Genomic DNA, 23,423 nt, shown 5'->3' with positions numbered 1-23,423 from the left:
GTAGAGAAGCAGCAATCCATTACATCGCAACAGCAGGCAAGGTTCTCGGCGATAACGCACGGGAAAGCGAGGGAAAGGTGGGCACGATGAAAAAAGCAGTCAGGAAAGTCAGGTTCGATCGCGCATCTCGATGGCTGGCGGTAGCGCTGACGCTCGCCGCCGTCTCGGGGTGCGCGACCTCCTATCAGCAACGTCTCGATACGGCCGTGGTGCCGATGGACGATGCCACGCCGGTGAACGCGGCGCTGGCGACGTTTCTCGACAGCGCCGCCACGGGCAGCGTCACCACGCTCGCCACGTCGCCCTGGGGCGCCAACGTGGCGATTCATGCCCGCGAACGCTACTTCTCGGCCAGCGGCCGGCGCTGCGTTCGTCTGGATGTCACGCGCAACGCGGCACCGGCCAGCCTGCCGGCGGGGGAAATCACCTGCCTGGTGCCCGGTAAAGGCTGGTACGCACAACGCCTGGTGACGGAAATCATTCGCTAGATCGCATCCGAAAAGCGTTCGGATGCGTGATCGGCGAAGCCGTCGAAATCCGTCGTTCCAGATGCCGGAGCGACCTGGTTGCCACCGAATTGACGAGTGCCTTCAGCGGCATTTGACCGGCTATTCAATGTTTCGAGATCCGGTATTCGTGGCCTGAAAAAACGTGAAGGAAGGGAACCATCATGAAGCGGGTAGCAATGATTTTCCGGGCCATGTGCCTGGTGGCGGTAGCGTGCTTGAGCGCCAACCTTGCTCACGGGCAGGACATCGGATTGAACAGCAGCACGTTGCTGGGCAGCGACCAGGAAGCACAGGCGATGACCTCGCAGTCGGAAGAGGGCGACATGGCCGAGACGCCGCCGCGAGCCGACTGGGATAGCGGCACTTACGGGCCGGTCGATCCCCGGGCACAGGCGATGGTCGATCCCAATACCCTGCCGCCGTTCGGCGAGAACCTGTTCAGCGGCGGCTTCCGCGGGATGATGGCCGACGGGCTCAACCCCGACTATCTGATCAAGCCCGGCGACCAGATCACGATCCGGGTCTGGGGCGGGGTCGAGATCGATCGCGTGCTGGCGGTGGACGCCCAGGGCAACATCTTCCTGCCGAGCATCGGGCCGTTGCAGGTCCAGGGCATCTCCAATGCCCAGCTCAATGCCAGGGTGCGTGGGGCGATCCAGTCGGTCTACCCGGAAAACGTCAGCGTCTACACCAATCTGCAGGGCGTGCAGCCGGTGGGGGTCTTCGTCACGGGCTACGTGATGAATCCGGGGCGCTACTCGGGGACCCCGAACGATTCAGTGCTCTACTTCCTCGATCAGGCGGGCGGCATCGACCAGGCGCTGGGCAGCTACCGTCAGGTCTTGATCAAGCGCGGCAACCGGGTCGTCGACATTGTCGATCTCTATGACTTCCTCATCGATGGCGATATCGCGCGGCCGCAGTTTCGGGACGGCGACACCATCGTGGTCGAGGAGCGCGGACCGGCCATCAGCGTCGTTGGCGACGTGCAGAAGAACTACCGTTACGAGCTGATCGGCGATGCCCTGACCGGACAGGACGTGATCAACCTGGCGCGACTGAAATCCGGCGTATCGCATGTGCTGCTTCGCGGCAGCCGTCCGTCCGGCCCGATCTCCCGCTATCTGCCGCTGGCGGAGTTCCGCAGCGCCGAGGTGCGCCGCGGCGACGAGGTGCTGTTCAGCGCCGACCTGCGCGACGAGACCATCGTGGTCCAGGTGGAGGGCAGCTATTACGGGCCTTCACGTTATGCGCTGCCGCGGGATGCGCGTCTGGGCGAGTTTCTCAACGCGATCAGCGTGCCCCAGAGCATGACCAGCTATCAGGATATTTCCATCCGCCGGATCAGCGTGGCGGAGCAGCAGGCCCAGTCACTGAAGGACAGCCTGCGTCGGCTCGAGACGACCTATCTCGGTTACCCGGCCCGCACGGCCAAGGAAGGCGAGATTCAGGTGCGTCAGGCGGAGCTGATCGAGCGGTTCGTGCGGAAGGCGTCCCAGGTCAAGCCGACAGGTCGGCTGGTCGTCGCCCGGGAAGGCAATGTCGCGGACATTCGGCTGCAGGATGGCGACATCGTCACGATCCCCGAGAACACCGACTCCGTCCTGTTGAGCGGCGAGGTGATCATTCCTCAGGCGATGGTCTACACGCCAGGCATGAGCGCCATGGATTACATCCAGCAGGCCGGCGGATTCACGCCCAGGGCCGACGAAGATCAGGTGCTGGTGGTTCACCGCAATGGTGCTGTCGTCCAGTCGGGTCAGACCCGGATGCGCGCCGGCGACGAGATCATCGTTCTCCCGGCGGCCCCGACGAGCAATATCGAACTGGCTTCCGCGATTACCCAGATCCTGTTCCAGGTTGCCGTGGCGACTCGCGTGGCGCTCGACCTATGAGCGCACTCGATCCGCGATCTTTCCGCCTGACGCGTCCGTCGCGCGCACTCTCTCGGGGGTAATCCATCATGGCTACGGATTCTTTACGACCGGATTCTTCAGGATCCGATTTCGCAAGACCGCCCGGCGCGCCTTCCCGCTCTCCGTGGCGGGTGGCCCGGAGCGTCTGGTTCGCCATGTTCATGCGGGAAGCGACCTCGCGCACCATGGCCGATCGCATGGGCTGGTTCTGGATGATCTTCGAGCCGCTGGCGATCATCGGCGTGATGGTGTCGGTGCGGGGGCTGTTCATGTCCGGCCGCCACATCGCCGGTGCCGATTACGTGGCCTGGATGGTGGTCGGGCTGATGGGCTTCATGCTGTTCCGCGAAAACATGATGCGCTCGATCGGCGCGGTGGAAGCCAATCGCGGGCTATTCGCCTATCGCCAGGTCAAGCCGATCGATCCGGTGCTGGTCCGCTGCTTCCTCGAAGGCATGCTCAAGTCGCTGATCTTCATCCTGTTCATCACGATCGGCAGCCTGCTCAAGTTCGAGCTGATGCCGGACTATCCGTTCGGCGCCATGATGGATTGGCTGTCGTTGTGGGCGCTGGGCTGGGGCATGGGGCTGACGCTGTCGGTGCTGGGCGATCTGGTGCCGGAAATCGGCAAGGTCGCTCGCATTCTCAACCTGCCTTTGCTGCTGCTCTCCGGCGTCATCTTTCCGGTGCTCTACGTGCCGCATCAATACCGGGAATACCTGTTGTGGAATCCTATCGTCCACGGCCTGGAGAGCATGCGTCTGAACTTCTTTGCCGGCTACCACACGATCGACGGTATCGACATGACGTATCTCTGGTTCTGGGCGCTGGCGCTGATTTCGCTGGGGCTGGTCCTTCACATGCGCTTTCGCGATGAGCTGAAAGCGCACTGATTTTTCAGACAATGTGAGGACTGTCCCCATGATCGAAATCCGCAATCTCTACAAGCGCTACCACAACCATCACGACAGCCCGTGGGTGCTCAAGGACATCTCTCTGACCATCCCTTCCGGGGTCAGTGTAGGACTGCTGGGTCGCAACGGGGCGGGCAAGTCGACGCTGCTGCGACTGATCGGCGGCATGGACTCGCCGGACCGCGGCGAGATCATTCGCAACAGCCGGGTTTCCTGGCCGATCGGTCTGGCGGGCGGCTTCCAGGGCTCGATGACCGGGCGCCAGAACGTCAAGTTCGTGGCTCGGATTCACGGTGCCGAGGAGGAGATCGAACGGGTCGTGCGGGAAGTCGAGGACTTCGCCGAGATCGGCGATGCCTTCGACGAGCCGGTCAAGACCTACTCCTCCGGGATGCGCTCACGCCTGGCGTTCGGGCTCTCGCTGGCCTTCGACTTCGACGTCTATCTCTCCGACGAGGCGACCGCCGTGGGCGACCGCGCCTTCAAGGCCAAGGCCAAGAATGCGTTCAAGGAGCGTGTCGGCCGGGCCAGCCTGATCATGGTCTCCCACGGCGAAGGGGTGCTGAGGGAGTTCTGCGAGGCGGGCATCGTGCTGGAGAAAGGGCAGGCGAAATGGTTCGACGATATCGAGGAGGCGATCAGCGCCTATCACGAGGCGACCGACGGCAAGAAGATCGCACCGCCCAAGGTGCCCACGTCGCTCGCCGAAGCGAAGCAGCAGCTGATGCAAGCCAATCTCGAGTTCGAGCAGGCCCGTCTCGAGTACCAGATAGCCAGTGACGATCCCACCCGCAATGATCCCGGCGATGCGCTGCGCTGGCGCATGGAGGAGGCCCGCGAGCGGATGCACGAGGCGCGCCGTCATGTGCAGCAGTTCCAGTCACAGGCGAAAGCGAAGCCTCGTAATCGAACGAAAAAGACTCCGAATAAGCCCCCGAAAAAGACAGGTCGGCCATGAACAAGTCATCTCATACCAATAAATCATCGCGGTTGCGCAAGTCGTTCCACTGGATCGTGTGCTTGATCGCGATCGTCGTCGTCTCGCTCTACTGGGCGTTGTGGGCCAGCGATCGCTATGTCTCCCATGCCAACGTGGTGCTCGAAAGCCCCCAGCTCGCCTCGCCGACGTTGAGCGTGAGTTCGCTGCTGAGCGGCGGGGCGACCAGCAATCTCGCGGACATGCTGCTGCTGCGCGATTACATGCGTTCCGTCGACATGCTGAAGCTGCTCGTCGAGGAGGCGGATTTCCGCAATCACTACGCCAATTCCGGGGCGGACTTCTTCAGCGCACTGGGGGACGAAAACGCGCCGCTGGAAGAGCTGCACGATTACTTCCTCTCGCGGGTTTCGGTGGAGCTGGACGACTACGCCGGCGTGCTGCGGGTCGATGTCGAAGCCTTCGATCCGGAGGAAGCCAACAAGATCGCGCAACTGCTGCTGGACGAGGGCGAGCGCCACATGAACCTGATGGGCCAGCGCCTGGCGGAGGAGCAGGTGCGCTTCCTCGAACAGCAGGTCGCGCTGCTGGAAGAGAAATTCCAGCAGACCCGTGATGCATTGCTCGACTACCAGAACGCCAACGGACTGGTCTCGCCGACGGGCACGGTGGAAAGCCTCAGCTCGGTGGTTTCGGGGCTGGAAGGGCAGCTCGCCATCGCCAAGGCGCGCAAGAGCGCGATGACCAGCTACCAGAGCGCCCGTTCTCCGGAAGTCGTGCGCATCAACAGCGAGATCAAGGCGCTTACCAATCAGATCACCCAGGAACAGCAGCGTCTGGCCCGCCAGTCGGGCAACGCGCTCAACAGCATTTCCTCGGAGTACCAAACCCTGATGCTGCGGGCGCAGTTCGCTCAGGACAGCTACTCCGGGGCGCTGGGCGCGCTCGAGAACACCCGCATCGAAGCGGCACGGAAGCTCAAGCAGGTCTCCGTGCTGCAGACGCCGACGATGCCGGAATACCCCGAGCAGCCCGAGCGGCTCTACAACTCGGTGGTATTCGCGGTGATCGCGCTGTTCATCACGCTGATCATCAACATGCTGATCCTGATCGTGAAGGACCACCGCGACTAAACGGCAGGCAGGGCGGGTTCGGCGCATGCCGCGGCCCGGCCCTCCCTGGCGGCGCAGCAGTACCGACCAGCAAGACGGTTACCAACGAGACGGTTACCAACAAGACGAACGACCCAACGACAGATCTACCCAATTAAAGATCTACCCAACTATAGGCTCGACGGGGGAATGACCATGAGCATGACATTTCTAGTGACAGGTGGCGCCGGGTTCATCGGCTCGGCAGTCGTGCGCGAATTGATCGAGCACACACCGCATCGCGTCATCAATGTCGACAAACTGACCTACGCCGGCAATCCGGAATCGCTGGCACGCGTCGACAGCGACGAGCGCTACGAATTCCGGCTGGCCGACATCTGCGATGCCTCGGCCATGAACCGGATCCTGAGGGAGTACCGGCCGGACGTCGTCATGCACCTGGCGGCGGAGAGCCACGTGGATCGCTCCATCGACGGGCCGGCGGCGTTCATCGAGACCAACATCATGGGGACCTACGTCCTGCTGGAGGCGACACGCGCCTACTGGAAAGGGTTGCAGGACAGCGACCCCCGCAAGGCCGCGGTGTTCCGCTTCCACCACATTTCCACCGACGAGGTCTATGGCGACCTGCACGGCGTCGACGATCTGTTCACCGAGACGACGCCGTACGCGCCGAGTTCACCCTATTCGGCCAGCAAGGCGAGCTCCGATCACCTGGTTCGCGCCTGGCACCGGACCTTCGGCCTGCCGACGCTGGTGACCAACTGTTCCAACAACTACGGGCCGTTCCATTTTCCGGAAAAGCTGATCCCGCTGATGATCCTCAGCGCGCTGGCCGGAAAGTCGCTGCCCGTCTACGGCGATGGCAAGCAGGTTCGCGACTGGCTTTATGTCGAGGATCACGCGCGGGCGCTGGTGAAAGTCGCCAGCGAGGGCAGCATCGGCGAGACCTACAACATCGGCGGCCACAACGAGAAGCAGAACATTCAGGTCGTCGAGACCATCTGCGAGCTGCTCGAGGAACTGGCGCCGCGGAAGCCGGCGGGAGTTGCTCACTATCGTGACCTGATCACCTTCGTGACCGATCGGCCGGGCCATGACCAGCGCTATGCGATCGACGCCTCCAAGATCCAGCGTGAACTGGGCTGGGCGCCGCAGGAGACCTTCGAGAGCGGCATGCGCAAGACAGTGCAGTGGTTCCTCGAAAACGACGTCTGGTGGCGCCGGGTGCAGAACGGCAGTTATCAAGGGGAGCGGCTGGGAGCCATCGCATGAACATTCTGATTCTGGGAGGAAGCGGCCAGGTCGGCTTCGAGCTGCAGCGCGCGCTGGCCCCGCTCGGAAACTGCATTGCGCCGGGGCGCCGGTCGCTCGATCTGCAGGATGCCGCGGCCGTCGTGCGTCTGCTCGACGAGCTTGGCCCGAGCCTCGTCGTCAATGCGGCGGCCTGGACGGCGGTGGATGCCGCCGAAAAGTCACGTGACGAGGCCTTTCGCCTCAACGCGGCGCTGCCGGCCCAGCTTGCCGACTACTGTGCGTCCCACTCGGCGAAGCTCGTTCACTACTCCACGGACTACGTCTATCCCGGCGGTGGCGACACGGCGTGGCAGGAGACCAGCGAGACCGGCCCGCTGTCCGTCTACGGAAAGAGCAAGCTGGCCGGTGACGAGGCGGTGCTGGCCAGCGGCGCCGATGCGCTGATCTTCCGCACCAGCTGGGTCTACAGCGCGCGCGGCCACAACTTCATGAAGACCATGCTGCGCCTGGCTCGGGAGCGCGAGGCGTTGCGCATCGTCGGCGACCAGATCGGCGCACCGACGCCGGCCCGGCTGATTGCGGAAGTGACTTTGCTGGCCGTGAAGCAGCGCGGGGAGGGCCGTCTCGAACCGGGCCTCTACCATCTCGCCCCGCGTGGCGAGACCAACTGGCATGGCTTCGCCCAGGCGATCTTCCGACATGCCGAGGCACTCGGGGAAACCTTGCGGGTAAAGCCGGACCAGGTGGTGTCGATTGCGACCGCGAATTACCCCACGCCCGCGCGTCGGCCGCTCAACTCGCGGCTGTCGCTGGAGAAAGTCGAGCAAGCCCTGGGCATCACGCTGCCGAATTGGGAATCCCAATTGCAGTTGACGCTGGCGGAGCTGCTCGAAGCCGCATAGCGCGTTCTTCCGTGGCGCGCTCGCAACTTCTCGTGAAAGGAGACCCTTGCAAGAGGGGCGACTTTTATACCGTTACCTTGAATGTCTGAATCGATCTTCGTATCGAAAGGAGCTTCACCATGGCACGTAAAGGCATCATCCTGGCCGGCGGTTCCGGTACTCGCCTGCATCCGATTACCCAGGGCATTTCCAAGCAGCTGCTGCCGGTGTACGACAAGCCGATGATCTACTACCCGATCTCGGTGCTGATGCTGGCAGGGATCCGCGAGATATTGATCATCTCGACGCCTTCCGACCTGCCGCAGTATCAATATCTGCTGGGCGACGGCGCGCAGTTCGGGGTGCGGTTCGAATACGCCGAACAGCCTTCACCGGATGGTCTGGCCCAGGCGTTCCTGATCGGCGAATCGTTCATCGGCAACGACTCCGTGTGTCTGGTACTGGGCGACAACGTCTTCCACGGCCAGCACTTCTCGGAGCAGCTGCTGCGGGCTTCTGACGTGCAGAAGGGTGCGACGGTCTTCGGCTATCTGGTCAAGGACCCGGAACGCTTCGGCGTGGTGGAGTTCGATGCCTCGGGCAAGGCGCTGTCGATCGAGGAGAAGCCGATCAAGCCGAAGTCGCCTTACGCGGTTACCGGCCTCTACTTCTACGACAACGACGTGGTCGAGATCGCCCATCAGGTCAAACCCTCCGAGCGCGGCGAGCTGGAAATCACCAGTATCAACAATGCCTACCTCGAGCGGGGCGATTTGCGCGTCGAACGGTTGGGGCGCGGCTTCGCGTGGCTCGATACCGGTACGCACGACAGCCTGCTGGAAGCCGGGCAGTACGTGCAGACGATCGAGCACCGCCAGGGGCTCAAGGTCGCCTGTCTGGAAGAGATCGCCTGGAATCATGGCTGGATCGACGACGCGACGCTGGCCGAACGCGGAACCGCCCTCAAGAAGACCGGCTACGGCCAGTATCTGCTCAAGCGCCTCGAAGACGCTCAGCGCGGCGGGACGACGGGCGAAGTCGTCATGGCCGGCTTCGGCGGCAGTCGCTGATTTCGGTTCGTCAGTTCAACCAATCACCTCAGCCATCAACCAGCTATCCACCAGCCATCAACCCAGCCGGAGAGAGGGACGACATGAATTACGAAAAGCTGGCCATTCCTGACGTCGTGCTGATGACACCCCATGTGTTCGGCGACGAACGAGGCTTCTTCCTCGAGACCTTTCGACACAGCGAATTCGTCGAACACTGCGGCGACTACCGGTTCGTGCAGGACAACCACAGCAGGTCCGGCCAGGGCATTCTGCGCGGGCTGCACTATCAGCTGCATCAGCCGCAGGGAAAGCTGGTCCGGGTCACCCGGGGCGAGGTCTATGACGTCGCGGTCGATCTTCGCCGCAGTTCGCCCACCTTCGGGCAGTGGGTCGGCGCGTTGTTGAGCGAAGACAATCGCCAGATGCTGTGGGTGCCGCCAGGCTTCGCCCACGGCTTCTACGTCACCAGCGAGATCGCCGAGTTCCAGTACAAGTGCACGGACTACTATGCGCCGGGCGATGAATACAGCCTGCACTGGAACGACCCGCAACTGGCCATCGACTGGCCGCTGGTGAGCGACGAGCCGGTGACCTCCGATAAGGACGAACAGGGAAGACGACTGGCCGACGCCGCGACCTTCGCCTAGCCCCGAGTCGATTTCGGGAAACGCTGCCGGAGCCGTCTCGAAGCGGACTCGAAGCTCACCCGACATTCACTCGACGCTCACTCGAAGATCTTCCAGGCCACCGTTCCTGAACCGCCAGCGCTCGCCGGTCCGCGTTCCGGTCATTGGCCTGATTCACGGATCCAGAATCCTGGGTCGTGGATATCGTGGATATCGTGGCGACGAGGCGAAAGTGTCATTCCGTGCGGGGCCGGCCGGTCTCGCCTATTCGAATTTCTGAGCTGCCCAGTGGGCGGCATCGCGCATCATGGGGATTTCTCGGATGAAGATCACCGTTTTCGGTACCGGTTATGTCGGTCTGGTCACGGGTACCTGTCTGGCTGACGTTGGCCATGACGTGGTCTGTGTCGATATCGACCAAAGCAAGATCGAGCGCCTGGTTCAGGGAGACATTCCCATCTATGAACCCGGTCTCGAGTCGATGGTGCTGCGCAACATCGAAGGCCAGCGCCTGAAATTCACTACCGATGCCAGAATGGCGGTAGAACACGGCGTGCTGCAGTTCATTGCCGTGGGCACGCCGCCCGACGAGGATGGCAGTGCCGACCTGCAATACGTGCTGGCGGTGGCGTCCACCATCGGTCAGTACATGAACGGCTACAAGGTCGTCATCGACAAGTCGACCGTGCCGGTCGGGACCGCCGACAAGGTGCGGGAGCGTATCGAGGGCGTGCTGGCGGAACGCGTCGCCGATCTGCCGTTCGATGTCTGCTCCAACCCGGAATTCCTCAAGGAAGGTTCGGCGCTGGAGGATTTCACCCGGGGCGCCCGTATCGTCGTCGGGACCGAATCGGATCGCGTCGCCGATTTGATGCGGGAGTGCTACGCGCCCTACAACCGCAATCGCGAGAAGTTGATGTTCATGAGCGTGCGCGCGGCCGAACTGACCAAGTATGCGGCCAACGCGATGCTGGCGACCAAGATCAGCTTCATGAACGAGATCGCCAACCTTGCCGAACGCCTCGGTGCGGATATCGAGGACGTGCGTCGCGGCATCGGCTCCGACCCGCGTATCGGCTATCACTTCATCTATCCCGGCTGTGGCTATGGCGGTTCCTGTTTTCCGAAGGACGTGCAGGCACTGGCCCGTACCGCCAGCAAGGTGGGGTACGAAGCCGAGCTGCTGAAAGCCGTGGAAGCGGTCAACAAGCGCCAGAAATCCACCCTGTTCGAGAAGCTCTCCCATGCCCTGGATGGCGAGCTGGAAGGCAAGACGATCGCGGTCTGGGGGCTGTCCTTCAAGCCGGAAACCGACGACATGCGGGATGCGCCAAGTCGGACGCTGATGGAAGCGCTATGGGACAAAGGGGCCACGGTGCAGGCCTACGATCCCGAGGCCATGAAGGAGTGCCGCCGCATCTACGGCGAGCGAGATGACCTGATATTGGTCGCGGACCGTATCCAGGCGGTCAAGAAGGCCGATGCGCTGGTGATCTGCACCGAATGGAAGGAGTTCCGCACCCTCGATGCCGAGTGGATTCGCGGCCAGCTGAGTGCACCGGTGGTCATCGATGGTCGCAACCTGTTCGACCCGGAAACCATGTCAGCGGCCGGGGTCGACTACTACGCGGTGGGGCGGGGCAAGACGATCGATCCTCGCGTTGCCGCCTGATACGTCTTCTCCTCCTGTCGGAAGCCCGGCCCGTCGCTCGAGTGGGCGTTGCCGGGCTACAAAACGATAAGAAAGTTTCGCGAAACGTTTCTGTTGAGTAAGTCTAACCCTGCCTTTTATGAAGTTTTTAATAGGCTTTCGGAATGGTTTATTCATCGGTTTATGGATGGTGAATATCGATGAGTAAATTCATCTTCAATAAAGGTCGGGTCGCGATTAACCTGACTAAAGTCTTAGCAATGGTTGCTCGGTTACCGGCGCTTAAAACTGACTGAAAGTCACCATTGATTTGATTTTAAAGTTCTATTTCGTTGATTGTTGATATTGCTGGTGGTTCGAGAAGCCTGTTGCCAACCGGCAGTGGCTACTGGGGAATAGTCAACGAATTGTCATGGCGGGTTGTTATAGGGCGGCAATCGATACTCCTGGTCATGACAATAAAGATAACGTTATTACGATGAAGCAACGTTGCTTCTGCCTGTGTCACCGTTACTGATAATGACACTCTGGTCATGACGCATTCCGAAGCTGCGCCTGGCGGTATTCCATCGCCGTGATGGAAAAGAATAGCAATAAGTCGCTCATAGAAATAAGTCGCTCATTGCGACAAACCAAACGACAGACGAGGCATCATCATGCAAGCCAAGAGCCGGGCATTATATGAATTCGGGGCGACCTTTCTTGGGCCCGCATTGCACGTTTACGCCGAGTCCATTGAAGCCGAGGCCGAAGGTCATTTGCCGGTGTGCCTGGCGAGGGAAGGCTGGTGTTTTCACCGTCTGTTGATTCGTCTCCAGCGGGAGTCCTCGATCGACCTGCCGCACGATCCCATCTACCTGCGGGTCTCCAGAACGCTGCTCTTCCGCGCCATGCTGGGTTCGGAGACGATCACGCCGATGGCGCTGAGCAACGATTTCTCGGGCAGTATTCTGGATCTCATGCGCAAGCGATTCGGTCTTCAGCTGCACGAGATATTCGCGGCGTTGCCGTTCGAGCTGCTGCGCTTCAATTGCGAGCTTCCCAAGGACAAGGATCTGGTTCTGCAGTGGTTGACGCCCCATCTCGAGGCATTGAAGAAGGTCGTTTCACCGACCCGAAAATCGCTGGTCGCCTATCTGGAACGGTCCGGATTGATGGACCCGGACAAGCGTTCTCTGATGCTGGATCTGGGCTACTCCGGCACGATCCAGAAGATTCTCACTCATATCATCGAGCGGGATACCACGGGGCTCTATTTCATCGCCACCAAGCCGGGTGACACCGAAGTCAGCAAGCACCATGCGCTGTTGAAGGGTGTCTTCCACGAGGGCGTCGGCTGGCGCAATGGCTGCACCATGCTCGACCGTTCGCTGCTTTTCGAATGCCTGCTGACCGCGCCGCACGGGCAGATGGTCGACATTCGGCAGAAGAGCAATCAGGAGTTCGAATACTTCTACGGACGCCAGGCGGGAACGCAGCGTCATTTCCAGGATTTGAAGACGGTCTTCGATGGGGCGATCGATCACGTCGTGATGTGTCGACGACACGGCGTGAATTATTCGCCAGAGGACGTGCAGGGGCTTTACGAGGTCTTTGCGACCCGACCCAACTGTATCCCGCACGATGTCTGGCACCTTTTCAGTGTCGATGACGACATCACCGGCAACGGCATCGTCAATCCGATGCAAATGTTCGCAATATAAATCAAGAGGTGGGGGCCCACATGAAACCAACGGGAAAGATGATATCGCTACTACCGTGGCTATTTCAGACCCAGTTCGCCAGTCAGGCGCGCAAGAAGCGTCTGGCGGCGGAAGAGGTCGTGGGAATGGACGACAATATCGTCGTGCCGGAGAGCGGTATCGAGGATCAGCCGCGCAAGACGCCCATCCCCGATGACAGAAATCTGGTCACCGTGACCGAAACGTTCGTCGTCGCGGAGGGCGAGGCGGTCAACGACGATCTTTCCTCGACCGACGTCAACGTCGACGCCGACGATAAGGTAACGACACCGTCTGTCGACCCCGCGACGGCCATCGGTGAGGAAGCGACAAGCTCGCGTATCGGCGATTCCGAAGCCGTCGAGTCCGAAGTCCTCGAGCTTCCGCTGGGGGATGCCGCGCGTGAAGGCGGAGCCCACGCCGCCATGATGAGCCAGGCGTTCATGGATGCGCTGAACACGGGGCTGTTCGATCCCAAGTGGTATCAGGCGACATACGGGCTGCGCTTCTCGACACAGCGTGAGGCATTCGACGACTACATCCGCAAGTCCCGCTTCGCGCCGGTCAACCCCTCGCCGCGCTTCGACAGCGAAACCTATCATCGGATGTACATCGATGTCTTTCATGCTCAGCAGAGCCCGCTTCAGCACTATCTGCTGCATGGACGTAGCGAAGGCCGACAGCATGTGCCCGCCACGGTGCGCTGGTTCCCACGGGAGATCGTCACGCCCGGCAAGCGGCTGACACCGGCAGCGAGCGAGCTCAAGGTCGCGCTCTGCCTGCATGTCTTCTATGTCGATTTTCTGGATCGCTTTGCCCAGGCCATCGAGCGGTTCCCGGTGACCGTCGACGTCTATCTCACGCTGGCGGATGCCAGCTTCGAGACGCGTGCCCGTCAGCTGTTCGGCGAGCATGCGCGGGTCGGCAAGCTCGAGACTCGTGTCGTGCCCAACCGCGGCCGCAACTTCGGCCCGGTACTGGTGGAGTATGGCCAGGCCTTGCAGGAGTACGATCTGTTCTGCCACCTGCATTCGAAGAAGTCGCTCTATTCGGGCAAGGAACAGACGCAGTGGGCAGAGTACCTGATCGAGTATCTGCTCCGCGATACTTCCGTCATCACGCGGCTGCTGAACGCCTTCGCCGCCGATGAATCCCTCGGGCTCTACTACCCGACGACGTTCTGGATGATGCCTTCCTGGGTCAACCATCAGACCATGAACAAGGGGTTCATGCGCGAGTGGCAGGAGAAGCTGGGACTGGGCCACATTCCCGAGTTCCTGAGCTATCCCGCCGGCGGCATGTTCTGGTCGCGCCCCGAGGCGATGAACGGCGTGCTGGACCAGACCTGGACCTATGAAGACTTCCCGGAAGAGCCGTTGCCCAACGACAACTCGATGCTTCATGCCCTCGAGCGCGTGCTGGGGCCGCTGGCCGAGCATCACGGCTTCCGGCAGCTGTTCTTCTATCCGCCCACCGGACAGTTCACCACGGACAACGGCTATATCACCGCCAGCTATCACGGCCGGCTGGAGCAGCACATCGCCAGCATCCAAGCGCATGCCTGCATCAGTTTCGATGTGTTCGACACCCTGGTGCGCCGCGAATACACCGTGCCGGATTACGCCAAGCTGAAGCTGGGCAAGATGCTGGCGGAACAGGGGATCGTTCCCTCCGCGCAGGCCTTCGTCAAGTTGCGCAACGATGCCGAATCGACCCTGCGCCGACGTGCCAACTTCCAGGGCGACGTACGTATCGAGGCGATCTACGACGAGCTGGCCGATCAGTTGGACGTCAGCCCGGACACTGCGCAGGAGTGGATGGCGCTGGAGTACGAACTCGATCTCGAAATGATTCAGCCCAAGGACGAGATGGTCGAGCTGTTCAACCATCTCGCCGCGCAGGGGCACATCCTCTGGGTCATCTCCGACAGCTATTACAACCGCGAGCAGGTGGGGCTGATGCTGCGCAAGGCCGGCGTCGCCGCCGCCTACCGACTGATGGTCTCCAGCGAAGAGCAGGCGCGCAAGGATAACGGCTCGATGTGGGTCAAGGTGAAGCAGGACCTGGCCAACGAAGGCATCGATCGCCATCTGCACATTGGCGACAACGTGGTCGCGGACGCCCAGATGCCGGGCGACCTGGGGCTGACGACCTTCCACATCCTCCATCCGATGGACAAGTGGGCGGCCCTGGGATTTCCGCCGGTGCTGCATGGCGCGGACGCGCTGGACGAGATGCAGATACTCAAGTGGGGCCGGCTGATCAGCGACGTCGGAAGAAATCCGTTCATCGGTGAGTGACACCGGCGCTGGCCACTCGGCCTCGGTGCTGGCCGCTGGGCGAATGTTGATCACGGGTCGTGAAGGCTGGCCACTCGATGATGAGCGTTGACCGAGTGGCGAGCCCTGTCGCCGATGACGGCGAGCCGGTTCATCGCCAGCGGATTCGTTCACTGGCGGTCGATTGACGAAAGAGCAGATGGAGATCCGCTATCGGTCTCCAGTGCCGATCCTGCGACATATTTAGCGGTTGAGGGGGAGAGCGTGACAGTCGATTCAAAGCGCGCGGATTCTCGTTCCACGCCGGACATCTGTTTCACCGCCCTCACCATGGTGCGCGGCGAGAGCGATATCGTGTGGTCGTCGCTGCTTCATCATGCGCGGCTGGGGTTCCAGCGCCTGATCGTGATCAGTTATCTGGAACATGACTTCCTGCGTCAGTGCATCGACAAGTTGCGTCGCGATTTCCCCGCGGTGGAAGTCGATCTTGTCGAGCTCGAAAGCCAGGGGCACTTCGGGCGGCGCAAGGCCTTCTACGTCAATCGGGCGCTGTCGCTGTTCATCGACCCCAAGAAGGAGAACTACGTCTACTGCTTCGATGCCGACGAGTTCCTGTCGTTGGGAAGTCATGCCTCGATCGGCGACTTCTTCGCCGCCTTCCTGGCCGGCCTGCCCGCCGGCGCGAGAGAGGGTGCGGTCGGGGAGTGCTTTGCGCTGCCGTGGCTGAACCTGATTCCCCAACGCCGCCACTACGCGGAGCGGGATCTGAGCGGGCAGTTTCTCGATGGGGATTATCTCTGCGTCGATACCCGCCAGAACAGCCGCCACAAGGTGCTGTTCCGCAAGCGTTCCGGTACGCGGGTTCACATGGCCTATCACCAGGCTTTCGCCGGCGAGAAGGACGTTCCGGTACTGCCGGACCCCGAGACGCTGAAGTTCGTCGAGGCCAGCGGGGCGTGCGTCTATCACGTGCCGTTGCGCAGCCCGGATCAGTTCCGGGCGCGCCTGGAAGGGCCCATGCGGCGCGTGATGATCCAGACCGGCTCGGGCCAGTCTCCCGCCCATGCCGAATTGCCTTTCGATATTGCCGATGCGCTGTTTTCGGCGTGTACCGCCAGCCAGCCAAGATTCGCAAGTCTCGCCGAAGCTGCAGATGTCTTCGGTGAAGCCATTACCGATAGAAAGATTCGGGCCATCACTCGATTCATTTACCGCCATCGAGTGGACGTCGGCCCGGTCCTGAGCTCGGCGAAATAGCCGCCGAGTTCGTGTTGCCTGGGAAACTTACGCCGATGATTTCACGTACTACTGCCAATCAAGCCCGTTATCGCTTTGCCATCGTCGCCATCGTCAAGAACGAACGGCCCTATCTGGCCGAGTGGATCGCCTATCACCGCCTGATCGGCTTCGAGCATTTCTACATTGCCGACCATGGCAGTACCGATGGTACCGATCTGCTGCTGGCGAAGTGGCAACGCCAGGGGCTGGTCACCGCGCGGCAGTGGGAGCCCGAGGAGCGGGCGCAGACGCTGTGGTACCAGCATGTGCTGGCGCATCATGGGCAGGAAGCCACCTATATGGCGTTCCTGGATGTCGACGAATTCCTGGTGCACCCGAACTGTGATCGTCCGCTCGAATGGCTGGCGCCGACCCTGGCCTCCCATGACGTGGGTGCCGTGGCGATCAACTGGCGGATCTTCGGTTCGTCGGGCATGCGCTTTCGCCAACCCGGCGGTGTCCTGGAGCGCTTCAGCCTGGCGAGCGACAACGAGCGCGTCGTCAATTGTCACGTGAAGTCGATCGTCAAGCCGTCGCTGGTGCTGTCGATGACCGCGCATACGGCGGAGCTCAAGCCCGGCTACCGCTATCTCACCGCCAACGGGCAGCAGGCGGATTTCCTGGAAGGCAAGGTGAAATCCGGCCGTACCGAGCGCGTGGTCGATACCCCGCTGAAGATCTACCACTACAACATCAAATCCTACGAAGAGTTCGTGGATACCAAGATGACGCGCGGGCGCGCCAACATGGGGCCGTCGCACTCCCGCGATCTGGATTATTTCCGCAACCACGACATGAACGAGGTGAGCGTCAGCTTCTCGTCCGAGCTGTTGAGTCGGGTGCGTCAGGCCAGCTGTGAGCTGCTGCCGGAAATGACTACACCGCGGCGCCAGCCTTGCTTCTTCGTCCACATTCCCAAGACCGCGGGAACCAGCTTCCGGTTGGGGGCCAGGGCGCATCTCGGCGTGGGCCAGGTCTGGCACGACTACGGCGAAAACCAGCGCGAAACCGCTCCCATGGTGGTGCGCTGGGCTTACGAGCGGCGCGACGTCTGGCGGCTCTGGCAGATTCTCTCCGAACAGAATGTACAGCTGCTGGGTGGGCACGTTCGGTTGGATAAATATGCCCATCTGGCAGGGCTGCGCTACTGCTTTTCGTTCGTGCGCGACCCCTTGCAGCGGCTGGCGTCCGAATACCACCACTTCGTGCGCCACCACGGCTATCAGGATTCATTCTCGGCGTTCTACCGGCGCCACGACATGATCAACCGCCAGAGTCGCTTTCTGGAGTCGACGCGGCTCGAGGCGCTGGGATTCGTCGGGTTGACGGAACGGTACGCGGAATCGCTGGCGATCCTGAACGGTCTCTACGGCTGGCAGATACCGGGCATGGCCGAAAACCTGGGTCACGCCTCCGTCGATCACGTCTACGACATCGATCCGGCCGACGAGCTGGCCTTGCGGGAGCTGAACGCGGAGGACTTCCAGCTCTATCGGGAGAGCCAGCGTCTCTTCGAGCTGCGGCTGGGCCTTTTCCAGCAGGGTCGGCCGTTCGTGCATGGGGCGATTCAGCAGTGCGTGGCCGACAAGGTGGTGGGGTGGGCGTGGTGGGCCACCGATGACAGCCCGGTCGAGATCGAGGTCTGGGTCAACGATCGCAAGGTCGGCCGCACGCTGGCCAATGCGCTGCGCCCCGGCATGCTGCGCTGGGGCGCGCCACGGGGCTCCTACGTGGGTTTCCATCTGCCGCTGGAAGCCGTGCCCGGCGACATCGTCGACTGCCGCGTGACCCTGACCCAGCAGTCCCTGGGGCGGCACCGCGTGCATCGAACCGCTTCCCTTCAGCCCGTGCTGGAAACTTGAGGGACACGCCATGCAGACTTCTCTGTCGCCGGTACCGGACGCCAAGCACTGGATGTTCTGGCGCGGCCTGAATCGCACCACGCGGATCGTCTGTCACCCGCGCCTGAAGCCGCTCTACCATCTCGAGCGGCTGACGACGCAGGAAGAAGCGGACGAGGCTCGCCAGTACGTCTGGCGTTCGACGGGCAACGACCCCCAGTTCGCCTGGAAGCGCCATTTGCCGGTGCCCGGCTGGAACATGCTCGAAGTCACGATTCGGCATGACCAGCCGAGCGGGGCGGCGCGGTTGTACGTCGATACGGGGCGGGGCTTCAACGAGGCGGAGAGCTTCTACCTGACGCTCAAGCCGGGGCGGACCGCCAAGCGGCTCTGTTACATCGGTGCGGGTGTCCGGGCAATTCGGTTCGATCCGCTGGAAACCGAAGGGTGCTTCGCCGTCGAGCATCTGAGGCTGGTCTGGCTGAGCCCGTGGTTTGCCTACGACCGCCTGGCCCAGCGCCTGGCCAATCTGCACGGCCAGTGGCTCGAGACTCCCAAGACCGACATTCTGCCGCAACTGAAGCAGCGTGCCAGAGAGCGGAACGTCCATTGGCGAGCGCTTGCCCTCCGGCAGTACGAGGAGACGTTCGTTCGACTGTGTCCGCGCAAGAGCTATCGACAGTGGCTGGTACAGCAGCCCGTGCTGTCCGCCGATCGGATAGCGCACCAGCTGGCGGCATTTTCCTATCGGCCGCTGATCTCGATCCTGCTGCCGACGTATGACCCGGCGCCCGAAGACCTCGAGCATTGTATCGAATCGGTCCTGGCGCAGCGCTACCCGCACTGGCAGCTGTGTATCGCCGACGATGCCTCCACCGATTCGCGGGTTCGGGAGACGCTGTCCCGTTACGCCGAGCGGGATTCGCGCATCGAGGTGGTGTTTCGCCCGACCAATGGTCATATCTGTGCGGCGAGCAACAGTGCGCTGGCGCGTGCCCGGGGCGAGTACGTGGCCCTGCTGGATCACGATGACCGGCTGGTGCCGGAGGCGCTCTATCACGTCGTCGAGGCGCTGCAGGAGCAACCGCAGGCGGAGCTGCTCTACAGCGACGAGGACAAGGTCGACGGGTTCGGCGAGCGTTACGACCCCCACTTCAAGCCGGCCTGGAACCCGGATCTGTTGCTGGGCCAGAACTATATCTCCCATCTCGGCGTTTATCGGACGTCGAGAGTGCGGGCCATCGGCGGTTTCCGCCAGGGCTTCGAGGGCAGCCAGGATCACGACCTGACCCTGCGATTCTGCACCGGGCTCGCGGTGGATCGAATCGTCAGGATCCCCAGGGTGCTTTATCACTGGCACGCCGGCCAGGGCTCGACGGCAGCCGCGGCCGTGGAGAAGCGCTATACCGCTGGCGCCGGTCTGCGTGCGGTGCAGGATCATCTGGACCGGCACACCGCGGGCGCACGTGCCGAGCCGGGCAAGTATCCCAATACTTATCGGATTCGCTGGCCGCTTCCCGACCCGGCGCCGCTGGTGAGTCTGCTCATTCCGACGCGCGACCAGGTGTCGATCCTGCGGCCCTGTGTCGAGGCACTTCTCGAACGCACACGCTATTCGCGGCTGGAAGTGCTGATTCTCGACAACGGCTCCACCTGCCGCGAGACCCTGGCCTTCCTGGGCGAGATCGCCAGGGATGCGCGAGTTCGCGTGCTGTCGTGGCCATACCCGTTCAACTACTCGGCGATCAACAATTTCGGCGCTCGTCACGCGCGCGGCGACATCCTGGGGCTGATCAACAACGACATCGAACCGATCAACGAAGACTGGCTGGAGGAGATGGTAAGCCAGGCCTGTCGCGAGGAGATCGGCTGCGTCGGTGCCAAGCTCTACTACCCCGACGGCACGGTCCAGCACGGCGGGGTGCTGCTGGGTGTGGGCGGTGTCGCGGGTCATGCGCACAAGTATTTCTCGCGCCACGAACCCGGTTATTTCAGCCGGCTGCATCTCGTCCAGAACTTTTCCGCCGTGACCGCGGCGTGTCTGGTGGTGCGCAAGTCGCTGTTCGATGCCGTCGGCGGGCTGGACGAAGAGAACCTGGCGGTCGCGTTCAACGACGTCGATTTCTGCCTCAAGGTGCAGGAAGCGGGATACCGCAATCTATGGACGCCGTTTGCCGAGCTCTACCACCACGAGTCCGTTTCCCGCGGCGCCGACGATACCAGTGCCAAGCGCCTGCGAGCGACCCGGGAGGCGGATTACATGCGCCGCCGGTGGCGTCATCGGCTGTTCCGATCCGGCCTACCACCCCAGCCTGACACTGACTTACGAGGACTTTTCGCTGCGTTGAACCGTCGCGAAAGGAATGACAATCCAGCCTACGAGGGGACTGATCATGAACTATCCGCGCTGGGTGGTTTTGAGTGATGGAACCTGCCCGACCGAAGATATCTACTTCCTGAAATCGGTGGCACCGTGGCTGCAATCACGTGGCATCGAGGTCAAGCGTATCGACACCAGCTACTGGCGGCTGCCGGTCATGTGCATGCCGTGGCTGGTGGGCGAGCTGCGCAATGCCCATATCCTCGTCTGCCGATCGCTCAACGGCGCCTGGATCTCGTGGCTGGAAGACAACCGGCACCGCGTGGCCACCATTCGCTATCTGATCGACGACGATATCGATGCCGCCGCGCTGGACGAAAAGCTGCCGGAAACCTACCGGCGGCGCATGGCGCACGTGTCGTCCCACGTGCAGCCGCGCCTGCTGGCGATCGCTGACGAAGTGATCGCCTGCTGCGAGCCGTTGGCGAAGCACTTCAGCCGGCGCCACGATTCGGTCTCGCTGCTGGCGCCATCGCTGATCGCGCCGATGCCCACCCACGATCATTTCATCCAGTCGGCGCCGCGCGTCGGGTTCCATGGCTCGCGTGCCCACCTGGCCGATCTCGAGAACATCACGCCGGCCCTGGTCGATATTCACGAACGCAACAAGGCGTTGATGTTCGAGATCATGCTGGGAGGCTTTTCGCCGGTCTCGCTGCGGGGGCTGCAGCGGGTACGCACTCCCAAGCCGCTCGGCTGGCGGGCCTTCCAGCGCTATCGCGACCGGCAGCGCATGCATATCAGTCTGACGCCGATGCGTGATACCCCGTTCAACGCCGGCAAGACCTACATCAAGTTTCTGGATAACGCCGCGATGGGCAGCGTGGGGCTCTACAGCGCCCGCTCGCCCTATCGCGAAATCGTCTCGCAAGGCGAAGACGGCTTGCTGGTCGAGGATACCCCCGAGGCCTGGCGTTCGGCGATGCAGCAGTTGATCGACGATCCGGTCGGGGCGCGACGCATGGCACAGAATGCAGCCCGCAAGGCGCTCGATATCGGCAATCCGGAGAAGGCCAGAGCCTTCTGGTGGGTGAGACGCTGACGCTACGTTGCGAGGCAGAAATTACCGGCCCGATCCCGTTCGGATGATGACGGCAACCGTTCCCGATCTGCGTCGCCCCGAGGTGACGAGAACCTTTGACATTGACAGGAAACTTCACGATGAAACTTGAATTTACCGCCATCACGATGGTCCGGGGAGAAGAAGATGTCGTCTTCGCTTCCTGCCTGCACCACCTGCGACTGGGATTCGACCGGCTCATCGTGCTTAGCCATATCGAGCATGATTTTCTCCGGGAGTGTGTTGCCGAGCTGCGAGAACGCTACCCGGAAAAGGAGGTCGCCTTCGTCGAGATCGAGGACGAGCAGGGCTTCTCCAGGCGCAAGGCGGACTACATCAACGGCGCGCTGGAACTCTATCTGAAGAAGGATTGCTACAACGTCGTCTACGGCTTCGATGCGGACGAGTTTCTGACCTTCAAGAAGGGCCTGACGGTCAAGGATTTCTACGCGGCGTTTGCGCAGCGTTTTCCGGGCGAGGAGAACCTCAAGCGCTTTTACTTCCGGCTGCCATGGATCAACGTGATCTGTCAGGAATCCATTGCCTATCAGGAAGATCTCGAGGGCAAGCTGCTGGAAGCCGAGTACTGGTCGCTGGGCGAACAGGCTTCCGATACCAAGGCGCTGTTCGTCTATCGCCAGTCTCACCGGCTCCACATGGGCTATCACTGGCTGATGGCGAAACAGGATGGCGCGGTGCTGGAGCCCGAGCCCGAGATTATGGATTTCGCCCGAGAGTGGGAAGCCTGCATCTATCACTTGCCGCTGCGCAGCGTGGAGCAGTTCTTCGCCCGGATCGGCAACTACGTTTCCAGCGCCGCGAAGCAGGAGAAGCACAACCGTCTGAGCCAGTTCTTCATCGATAACCCACACATCAACCGGCAGCATTTCTTCGAGATGTGCATCGCCCCGGAACCGAGCTATCCGAGTTACGAAGCGCTCAAGCAGGACATGGGGCCGGCCATCGAGGAGATGGTATTGATGGCGTTCACCAAGTTGATGGTGAAGCCCCGCATCGATATCGGACGGGCGTTGCTGCCGGCCAATCAGTAGATCGGACTCTCGACGGGAAAGCGCAGCGGCCAGGTGGCATTCACCTGGCCGCTTGCCGTTTCAGGCCCTTGCGATCGAGCCTGGCCTGAGGCCATCGGGTGCAGCAATGCCGCTCGCGCCGAAACGGCAACAGGCGCTAGGAGGCGACCGGGAGGCGGGAATCCCAGAGTAGGCGCTCGATGGGCGAGACGTTCTCGGTCAGGTGGGATACCGCGTTGATCACCGCCAGATCGATACCTTCGCGGCTGAAGAAGCCCCCGTTGATCTGGGTCGCGTGAATGACGACCCTGGCAAAACTTCGGAACAGCCGCTTGTCCGGACCGATCGGATGACGCCAGAAGTCGTCGAGCGAGCTGGGCGAGGTGAGCCCGGGCATCCGGTAGATGGCATTGCCGAGCGCGAGCGTGGGGCATTCGCTTTCGAGCGCCATGAGCCCCTCGCTGCCGTTGATCGTCACCAGGCCTGAGGCGTGATCGATCAGCGTGCTCAGGTTGCCGCCGGGCAGGAAGACCAGGCGATCGCCGATATCGGTTTCCACGGCCAGCTTGCGCAGGCGGCGCCGGTGGCTGGGCATGTCGTCGGCCGGGCCGACGATCGCCAGACGTGTACGCTCCGGGGAAAAGCGGGCAAAGGAATCGACGACTTGCTCCACGGCTTGCCACCCGCCGGCGTAGGACGAATGGAAGCGAATCCGACGGTCATCGTCGGGCTGCAGCGGGAAGAGATAGAACGGTCGACCGTCATCGAGCAGCGCCCGGCAATGGCTGGCGGCCTGACGCCGGCCGAGAAGCCGTCTCGTGCCTCCGCGGTAGCTCACGTCCCGGGGCAGTTCGGCTTGGCCTCGGGTGTGCCAGAACATCAACGGGTTGGCGAGCTGTGCCAGACGATAGCCGGCATCATGGACGGCGCGCATGGCAAACGGCTGCGGGAAGGGGCGGGGCGGCAAGGCCCGGGGGA

17 protein-coding genes and 1 pseudogene are annotated in these 23,423 nt (G+C 62.1%); 17 read left to right on the top strand and 1 reads right to left on the bottom strand.

Going from position 1 to position 23,423, the window contains the following annotated elements; all coding sequences use genetic code 11:
- Positions 1-86: 86 nt before the first annotated feature.
- From BC443_RS18820 to BC443_RS09275, 17 genes are all read left to right on the top strand, one after another.
- Complete coding sequence (locus BC443_RS18820; RefSeq protein WP_071231571.1) at positions 87-488, top strand: DVU3141 family protein; 402 nt, start codon at positions 87-89, stop codon at positions 486-488.
- Positions 489-670: 182 nt separating this feature from the next.
- Positions 671-2,404 carry a polysaccharide biosynthesis/export family protein gene (locus BC443_RS09350; RefSeq protein ID WP_244179765.1) on the top strand — a complete coding sequence of 578 codons (1,734 nt, stop codon included), beginning with the start codon at positions 671-673 and terminating at the stop codon, positions 2,402-2,404.
- A gap of 176 nt (positions 2,405-2,580) precedes the next feature.
- Positions 2,581-3,318 carry an ABC transporter permease gene (locus tag BC443_RS09345; RefSeq protein WP_071231569.1) on the top strand — a complete coding sequence of 246 codons (738 nt, stop codon included), beginning with the start codon at positions 2,581-2,583 and terminating at the stop codon, positions 3,316-3,318.
- Positions 3,319-3,346: 28 nt separating this feature from the next.
- Positions 3,347-4,297, top strand: coding sequence for an ABC transporter ATP-binding protein (locus tag BC443_RS09340; protein WP_071231568.1), 951 nt, complete (start codon positions 3,347-3,349; stop codon positions 4,295-4,297).
- Positions 4,294-5,409, top strand: coding sequence for a chain-length determining protein (locus tag BC443_RS09335; protein ID WP_071231567.1), 1,116 nt, complete (start codon positions 4,294-4,296; stop codon positions 5,407-5,409). The genes BC443_RS09340 and BC443_RS09335 overlap by 4 nt, the downstream gene beginning before the upstream one ends.
- A 180-nt stretch (positions 5,410-5,589) precedes the next feature.
- On the top strand, positions 5,590-6,663 hold the full coding sequence (rfbB, locus tag BC443_RS09330) for a dTDP-glucose 4,6-dehydratase (RefSeq protein WP_071231582.1): 1,074 nt from the start codon (positions 5,590-5,592) through the stop codon (positions 6,661-6,663).
- On the top strand, positions 6,660-7,547 hold the full coding sequence (gene rfbD / locus BC443_RS09325) for a dTDP-4-dehydrorhamnose reductase (protein WP_071231566.1): 888 nt from the start codon (positions 6,660-6,662) through the stop codon (positions 7,545-7,547). Before rfbB ends, rfbD begins: the two co-directional genes overlap by 4 nt.
- Positions 7,548-7,666: 119 nt before the next feature.
- Positions 7,667-8,596, top strand: coding sequence for a glucose-1-phosphate thymidylyltransferase RfbA (rfbA, locus tag BC443_RS09320; protein ID WP_071231565.1), 930 nt, complete (start codon positions 7,667-7,669; stop codon positions 8,594-8,596).
- A gap of 83 nt (positions 8,597-8,679) precedes the next feature.
- Positions 8,680-9,225, top strand: a complete 546-nt coding sequence (rfbC, locus tag BC443_RS09315; protein ID WP_071231564.1) for a dTDP-4-dehydrorhamnose 3,5-epimerase — start codon at positions 8,680-8,682, stop codon at positions 9,223-9,225.
- A 301-nt stretch (positions 9,226-9,526) separates the two neighbouring features.
- Positions 9,527-10,876, top strand: coding sequence for a UDP-glucose/GDP-mannose dehydrogenase family protein (locus BC443_RS09310; protein WP_071231563.1), 1,350 nt, complete (start codon positions 9,527-9,529; stop codon positions 10,874-10,876).
- 635 nt (positions 10,877-11,511) lie between these two features.
- Positions 11,512-12,558 (top strand): HAD family hydrolase, encoded by a 1,047-nt coding sequence (locus BC443_RS09305; protein WP_071231562.1) that lies wholly within the window; start codon positions 11,512-11,514, stop codon positions 12,556-12,558.
- A 20-nt stretch (positions 12,559-12,578) separates the two neighbouring features.
- Positions 12,579-14,876, top strand: a complete 2,298-nt coding sequence (locus BC443_RS09300; protein ID WP_210766272.1) for a rhamnan synthesis F family protein — start codon at positions 12,579-12,581, stop codon at positions 14,874-14,876.
- Positions 14,877-15,119: 243 nt separating this feature from the next.
- A complete protein-coding gene (locus tag BC443_RS09295; RefSeq protein ID WP_071231561.1) occupies positions 15,120-16,112 on the top strand; it encodes a glycosyltransferase family 2 protein in 993 nt (330 codons plus the stop codon).
- Positions 16,113-16,147: 35 nt separating this feature from the next.
- Positions 16,148-17,995 carry a glycosyltransferase family 2 protein gene (locus BC443_RS09290; protein ID WP_071231560.1) on the top strand — a complete coding sequence of 616 codons (1,848 nt, stop codon included), beginning with the start codon at positions 16,148-16,150 and terminating at the stop codon, positions 17,993-17,995.
- A 10-nt stretch (positions 17,996-18,005) separates the two neighbouring features.
- Positions 18,006-20,399: a glycosyltransferase family 2 protein gene (locus tag BC443_RS09285; RefSeq protein WP_071231559.1), complete on the top strand. Its 2,394-nt coding sequence runs from the start codon at positions 18,006-18,008 to the stop codon at positions 20,397-20,399.
- Positions 20,368-21,396, top strand: a complete 1,029-nt coding sequence (locus tag BC443_RS09280) for a glycosyltransferase (protein ID WP_071231558.1) — start codon at positions 20,368-20,370, stop codon at positions 21,394-21,396. Before BC443_RS09285 ends, BC443_RS09280 begins: the two co-directional genes overlap by 32 nt.
- Before the next feature lie 119 nt (positions 21,397-21,515).
- Positions 21,516-22,466 carry a glycosyltransferase family 2 protein gene (locus tag BC443_RS09275; protein WP_071231557.1) on the top strand — a complete coding sequence of 317 codons (951 nt, stop codon included), beginning with the start codon at positions 21,516-21,518 and terminating at the stop codon, positions 22,464-22,466.
- 136 nt (positions 22,467-22,602) lie between these two features.
- Here BC443_RS09275 and BC443_RS09270 read toward each other — a convergent pair.
- A pseudogene (locus BC443_RS09270) lies at positions 22,603-23,423 on the bottom strand (capsule biosynthesis protein CapA); the annotation flags it as partial.

Origin of the sequence: Salinicola sp. MIT1003 (assembly GCF_001858555.1) — a bacterium.
GTDB classification, from domain to species: domain Bacteria; phylum Pseudomonadota; class Gammaproteobacteria; order Pseudomonadales; family Halomonadaceae; genus Salinicola; species Salinicola salarius.
The sequence above is the reverse complement of the archived record's forward strand: the minus strand, read 5'-3'. Positions and strand labels throughout refer to the sequence as shown.